Genomic DNA, 6,517 nt, shown 5'->3' on the forward strand with positions numbered 1-6,517 from the left:
AAAACAAGACTGAGTTTCGTAGGGTATATTTTGCTACAACAGCCAATTTCACAAGATTTGTTTTCACCAAAGAATGCGATTTTATTGAGGCGCATTTTTCCAAGAATGCCCTGTTTGTTTACACGAGGTTTTGCGGGAACAATTTTTATATCGAAACGGAGTTTAAGGGGTACGCAGATTTCAGGCATGCGACTTTTGTTTTAACCGCAACTTTTAGAATGGCTTCTTTTAGAGATGCTGCCATATTTTCGGATGTAACATTTGCATCGAATTCGTGTTTTGCATCCGCAACATTTTATTCGGGTGTATTGTTTCAGGCCGCGACATTCAAAGGAAACTCTGATTTTGAATGGTATGAATATTACGAAAAAGCCCCATACCCAGTTCGGTTTTTTGGTAAAGTAGATTTTAGTTCCGCAAAATTTGAGGCAACCACCAAATTCGTTGATGCGCGGTTTTTAACGCATGTGCCAGAGTTTCACGGGGCGGAGTTATTTGAAAAAACTTTGTTTCCAACCAATGCAAAAAACAATAATAATTGGCCGCCTAGGGAAAGGGAAACGAAGATCCATGGCGGGGATAAATCTGTGAACCAAATGTCAGTTGAAGAGCAAGCATTTGCATATAACCGTTTGCAGCTATTTATGAACAAAACCATGCGGGTTGATGAGGAACAATTTTTCCACCGGATGGAAATGCGTTGCAAAGGCAAGATAGATGGCGGTGCCTATGACTTGATGCACACGCTGTTTGATGTGGTTTCAGAATATGGCAACAGCGTTTTTCGGCCTGTGGGGTGGTTGTTTGTTTTTTGGTTGTCGGGGCTGCTTGCCAAGCTGGAGATGGCCAAGGATGGCTGGTGGCCGGATGTTTCGTCGGTTGGGCCTGCGATGGGTTGGAGCTTTGCCAACCTGTTTTCGTTCTTTGGTTTTTACCGGCGGTATTTTAAGGACGAGGATTTGAACGGGGTTTTGCAGGTGTTGAGCGGGGCGCAGACGGTTTTGGGGTTTGTGCTGCTGTTCATGCTGGGTCTGGGGTTAAGGAACAGGTTTAGGTTGCGGTAGGGTGCACCTTGGCATTTTGCAAAAATGTCAGCGCCCGATCCGCCCCATCATGCCGAAGGCGTGTCTTCAACACGACGGGCGGGCGCTTTTGCAGCGTTTCAAATTATTTGGGCGTTGTGGGTTTGGGGGTGTTGGTTTGCCTAACAATTGTATCGAAGCCCACCCTCGGATCGGGCGCTGACATTTCTGCGGCGATCAGCCAGCCCCACCCACAGTAATCCCGCCGATCATCAGCGTCGGCTGACCCACACCCACTGGCACCCATTGCCCTGCTTTGCCGCAATTGCCGATGCCGGGGTCGAGTGCCATGTCGTTGCCGATGGCGCGGATTTGTTTCATTGCGGCGGGGCCGTCGCCGATCAGCGTCGCGCCTTTGACGGGCGCGCCGATTTTACCATTCTCAACACGGTAAGCCTCGGTGCAGCTGAACACGAATTTGCCGTTGGTGATGTCGACCTGACCGCCGCCAAAGCCGACCGCATAGATGCCATCCTTTAGGTCGGCGATGATATCGGCGGGGGTCGCATTGCCGCCCATCATAATGGTGTTGGTCATGCGCGGCATTGGCGCGTGGGCATAGCTTTCGCGGCGTCCGTTGCCGGTGGGGGCCACGCCCATCAGGCGGGCGTTCTGGCGGTCTTGCATGTAGCCGACCAGCACGCCGTCCTCGATCAGGGTGTTTTTGCCTGACGGTGTGCCTTCGTCATCAAAGCTGAGGGAGCCGCGCCGATCAGGGATGGTGCCGTCGTCAATCACCGTCACACCACGCGCTGCAACTTGTTGGCCGATCAACCCGCTGAACGCCGAGGTGCCTTTGCGGTTAAAGTCGCCTTCCAGCCCATGCCCCACCGCCTCGTGTAGCAGGATACCGGGCCAGCCGTTGCCAAGCACGATGTCCATTTGGCCAGCGGGGGCGGGGACGGCCGTAAGGTTCACCAGCGCGATGCGCAGGGCCTCGCGTGCCACCGGTTCCCAATGTTCGCGGTCAATCAGCATGGTCAGGCCCGCGCGTCCGCCGCCACCGGTGCCGCCGCTTTCGCGTCGCCCGTTCTGTTCGACGATCACCGAGATGTTGACGCGCGACATCGGGCGGGTGTCGCGGATGATGCCGCCCTCGGGGCGCAGGATTTCGATTTCCTGAATGGAGGCGGCGATGGTGGCCGAGACCTGAATGACGCGTTTGTCCAGCGCGCGGGCAAAGTCGTCAATCTCGCGCAGGGTGTCGATTTTGACGGGGAAGGAGGCGTCGTCCATCGGGTTTTGATCGGAATACAGCCGCTGGTTTGTAGCGGCGGGCGCGTCGGCCCATGTGCCGCCACCATCACCAACCGCAAGGCGAACGGTTTGCATGGCGCGTTTGATCGCGGCGTTGGTGACTTCGGTGGAATGGGCGTAACCAGCGGTTTCACCTTTGACAGCCCGCAGCCCGAAGCCTTCGGAGGCGTCATAGCTGGCGGTTTTTACACGACCATCGTCAAACACCAGCACTTCGGAGCGGCGGCGCTCAAGGTAGAGTTCGCCATCATCCGCGCCATCTGTTGCCTGTCGTAACAGGGATAGCGTTTGATCCATGTCAAGTTTCGTTTCAAGCGGGCGATAGGTGTTTTCCGACATTTTAGACGTCCTTTTTTGGCGAAAATCACATAAAATGGTGATTTGCCGCCTGTGTGGTCTTGATCTTGATAGGTGTAATATGGTCTTACCACATATAGAAACAACAAGATTTGTATCATCGTCGGATTGATGTAGATCAACTGGGATCAAAAAACAAAGGCCTTTGGTAAATAGAGGCCAACCGGACAGGGACAGAATATGCGCTTTTTTACAATGCTATCAGGCCTTTGGGCTACGGCTTTCGTTGCTCTTTCGGGGGCGGGTGCTTTTGCACAGGACGCACTGGGCGACCTTGAGATTATCGGCAAGCCGATTCCCCAAGGAATGAATTTTCAACCTGCCAGCTCATCTGTGATGCGCGATTTGGTGTGGCTGGATAATATGGTGCTGTGGATCATCACCGTGATTTCCATTTTTGTGACGCTGCTGCTGCTGACCGTGATTTTCCGCTTTAACCGCAAGGCCAACCCAACGCCCGCCCAGTTCACCCATAATTCGCCGCTTGAAATCGCGTGGACGCTGATCCCGATTATCATTCTGGTGTTCATTGGTGCGTTTTCGCTGCCAGTGCTGTTCAACAGTCAGGAAATTCCCGAAGCAGATCTGACCATCAAGGTGACGGGCAACCAGTGGTTCTGGTCCTACGAATACGTCGACGACGGGTTGGAATTTGACAGCTATATGCTGGCGCGTGATGAGCTGGAAGAATACGGATACAGTCAGGACGAATATTTGCTGGCGACGGACACGGCCATCGTTGTGCCAGTTGGCAAGGTTGTAGTGATGCAGGTTACCGGTTCCGACGTGATCCATTCATGGGCGATGCCTGCGTTCGGTGTGAAACAGGATGGTGTGCCGGGCCGGTTGGCGGAACTGTGGTTCAACGTTGACAAAGAAGGCATCTATTTCGGCCAGTGTTCCGAATTGTGCGGCAAGGATCATGCCTTTATGCCGATCACGGTCAAGGCTGTCAGCCCCGAGAAATACGACGAATGGCTGAAGGGCGCCAAGGTCGAGTTTTCCAATGTTGCGCAACCCGTAACCGTCGCGTCGAATTAAGCCAAGATGAGTGACGCAAGCCTCAACACACACGCCTATTCCAACGACGCCAGCTTTGGTGACTTTTTCGCGCTGCTAAAGCCGCGGGTGATGTCGCTGGTGGTGTTCACGGCGTTTGTCGGTTTGCTGGTCGCGCCGGTTTCGGTGCACCCGATCGTCGGCTTTGCCTCGATCCTGTTTATCGCCATTGGCGGCGGGGCATCGGGAGCGTTGAACATGTGGTGGGAAGCCGACATCGACGCCAAGATGAAGCGCACGCAAAACCGCCCGATCCCTGCGGGCAAGGTGACAGCGGGCGAGGCCAAGGCGTTTGGCATTACGCTGGCGGTGATGGCTGTGGTGATGCTGGGGCTGGCGGCCAATCTGGTTGCGGCGGGCATTCTGGCGTTCACGATTTTCTTTTATGTTGTGGTTTACACGATGGGTCTGAAACGGATTACACCGCAGAACATCGTGATCGGCGGGGCGGCTGGCGCATTCCCCCCGATGATCGGTTGGGCCGTGGCGACGGGCGGCGTTTCAATCGAAAGCATCCTGATGTTTGCGATCATATTCATGTGGACACCACCGCATTTCTGGGCGCTGGCACTGTTCATGAACGATGACTACACCAAGGCGGGCATTCCGATGCTGCCTGTGGTGCGCGGGCGCCGCGCCACGCGGGCGCATATTCTGGCCTATACGCTGTTTCTGGCCCCCGTGGCTGTGGGCGCTGCGTTTACCAGCATTGGCGGGCCGACCTATCTGGTGGCGTCAGTGCTGTTGAACCTGTGGTTCATTACGGGCGCTGTGAAAATCTGGCGCCGCGACGAGGACACGGCGATTGCCGACAAATACCGCGCCGAGCGCAAGTTTTTCCGTGTATCGTTGCTGTATCTGTTCCTGCATTTCGGCGCGTTACTGGCCGAAGGCATTTTGCGCAATTTTGGTATGGGGGGCTGGTAGAATGGCTATTGTTAAAGAACACGAGCTTCACAAGCGTCGGTTCAGCCGCAACATGGGGGTTGGCCTGACGTTGTTGGCGTTTGTGGCGCTGGTTTACGGGCTAACGATCGCCAAGATGCAGACGGGTGACACAATGGAAGCCACCGATCATTCGCCCCGTATCAGCGTGATCCCAGCGGAGCCGAACGAATGAGCCAGATGGACCCCAAAACCAAGACCGTTATGCAAACTGTCAGCGTTGTTGTGCTGATGGGGGGATTGGCGTGGGCCTCGGTGCCGTTTTACAACTGGTTTTGTAAAGTGACCGGATTTGGCGGCACTACCAGTGTTGCCGAGGCAGGATCGGACACAATTTTGGACCGCACGATGACCATCCGCTTTGACGCCTCCAAAGACCGCGATATGCCATGGGAGTTCAAACCCATGCTGCGCGAGATGGAGTTGAAAATCGGCGAAACGGGGCTGGCGTTTTACGAGGCCTACAACCCGACTGATCGGGTGATTGCCGGCACCGCGAGTTATAACGTCGTGCCTTATGATGCCGGTGGCTATTTCACCAAAATCGACTGTTTCTGTTTTACCGAGCAAGTGTTGCAACCTGGCGAGCGGGTGCAGATGCCGGTGACGTTCTATGTCGATCCCGAAATTGTCGAGGACCGCGATGCGAAATACATTACCCATATCACGCTGTCCTATACATTCCACGAAACCGAACTGCCAGAAGTCGAGGCGCGATTGCTGCCTGCGGACCTAGGCCAATAGAAACTATCCCATAAACAGGGGGACACGCCACATGGCACACGAAAAGAACCACGACTATCACATTCTGGAACCATCTATCTGGCCATTGCTGGGGGCGCTATCGGCGTTCATCATGCTGGGTGGTGCCGTTTACTATTTTGCCGAAGGTGGTCCTTGGGTGTTCTTTGCAGGTTTTGTGGGCGTTCTATACGTCATGTATGGTTGGTGGACCGAAGTCGTTCACGAGGGTGAGATTGGTGACCACACCCCTGTGGTGCGGATCGGTCTACGCTATGGCTTTGTGTTGTTCATCATGTCGGAAGTCATGTTCTTTGCCGCTTGGTTCTGGGCGTTTTTCAAAAGTGCGCTGTATCCGATGACCGAGGGCTATCCCAAGGTTGACGGTGTCTGGCCGCCTGCGGGCATCGAGACGTTTGACCCGTGGCATTTGCCGCTGATCAACACGCTGATCCTGCTGCTATCGGGCGCTGCGGCCACTTGGGCGCACCACGCTTTGGTGCATGAAAACAACCGCAAGGATTTGATCACCGGCCTTGGTATTGCGATTGTGCTGGGCGCATTGTTCACGGTGTTTCAGGCCTATGAATATAGCCATGCGGCGTTCGGGTTTACCGACGGAATTTACCCATCTGTCTTTTTCATGGCGACCGGGTTTCACGGGTTTCACGTGATTGTCGGCACGATCTTTTTGGCGATTTGTCTGATCCGCGCCAAGAAGGGGCAGTTCACGCAAGAACAACATGTCGGGCTTGAGGCGGCGGCATGGTATTGGCACTTTGTTGATGTGGTGTGGCTGTTCCTGTTCTGCGCGGTTTATATCTGGGGTGGGTAACAGAGATTTCTTGCGCTCCGCGCGGGGATATTTATAGAACAATAATGAAGCGCGGGGCGGGTGCCTCGCGCTTTTTGCCTTTGGGGGATATGTTGAAGAAATCTATCATCACCGCGTTGTTGTTTGGTCTGGTTGGAGCGGGCATTCTGATCAAGCTGGGTCTATGGCAGTTGGACCGGATGCAGTGGAAGGCCAAGATGCTGGCGCAAATTGAGGCGCGGATTGACAGCGCGCCTGTGGC

The 6,517-nt window shown here is 54.6% G+C and carries 8 protein-coding genes; 7 read left to right on the forward strand and 1 reads right to left on the reverse strand.

Annotated features, from left to right (window positions below; genetic code table 11):
- A partial coding sequence (locus tag ACWB12_RS06765) for a hypothetical protein (RefSeq protein WP_479529303.1) occupies positions 1 to 1,064 on the forward strand: 1,064 nt, incomplete at its 5' end.
- 195 nt (positions 1,065 to 1,259) lie between these two features.
- Here ACWB12_RS06765 and tldD read toward each other — a convergent pair.
- Positions 1,260 to 2,678, reverse strand: coding sequence for a metalloprotease TldD (tldD, locus tag ACWB12_RS06770; RefSeq protein WP_479529304.1), 1,419 nt, complete (start codon positions 2,676 to 2,678; stop codon positions 1,260 to 1,262).
- Between the two features lie 198 nt (positions 2,679 to 2,876).
- Between tldD and coxB the strand changes: the two genes are divergently transcribed.
- The 6 genes from coxB to ACWB12_RS06800 form a co-directional block, all read left to right on the forward strand.
- Complete coding sequence (coxB, locus tag ACWB12_RS06775) at positions 2,877 to 3,737, forward strand: cytochrome c oxidase subunit II (RefSeq protein WP_479529305.1); 861 nt, start codon at positions 2,877 to 2,879, stop codon at positions 3,735 to 3,737.
- 6 nt (positions 3,738 to 3,743) lie between these two features.
- Positions 3,744 to 4,682, forward strand: a complete 939-nt coding sequence (gene cyoE / locus ACWB12_RS06780) for a heme o synthase (protein ID WP_479529306.1) — start codon at positions 3,744 to 3,746, stop codon at positions 4,680 to 4,682.
- A 1-nt stretch (position 4,683) separates the two neighbouring features.
- Positions 4,684 to 4,875 (forward strand): hypothetical protein, encoded by a 192-nt coding sequence (locus ACWB12_RS06785; protein WP_479529307.1) that lies wholly within the window; start codon positions 4,684 to 4,686, stop codon positions 4,873 to 4,875.
- The gene (locus tag ACWB12_RS06790; protein ID WP_479529308.1) at positions 4,872 to 5,444 is read left to right on the forward strand and encodes a cytochrome c oxidase assembly protein; all 573 of its coding nucleotides are present in this window, start codon (positions 4,872 to 4,874) and stop codon (positions 5,442 to 5,444) included. The genes ACWB12_RS06785 and ACWB12_RS06790 overlap by 4 nt, the downstream gene beginning before the upstream one ends.
- A gap of 31 nt (positions 5,445 to 5,475) precedes the next feature.
- On the forward strand, positions 5,476 to 6,276 hold the full coding sequence (locus ACWB12_RS06795; protein ID WP_479529309.1) for a cytochrome c oxidase subunit 3: 801 nt from the start codon (positions 5,476 to 5,478) through the stop codon (positions 6,274 to 6,276).
- An 89-nt stretch (positions 6,277 to 6,365) separates the two neighbouring features.
- A partial coding sequence (locus tag ACWB12_RS06800) for an SURF1 family cytochrome oxidase biogenesis protein (RefSeq protein WP_479529310.1) occupies positions 6,366 to 6,517 on the forward strand: 152 nt, incomplete at its 3' end.

The organism is Profundibacter sp., from assembly GCF_056498605.1.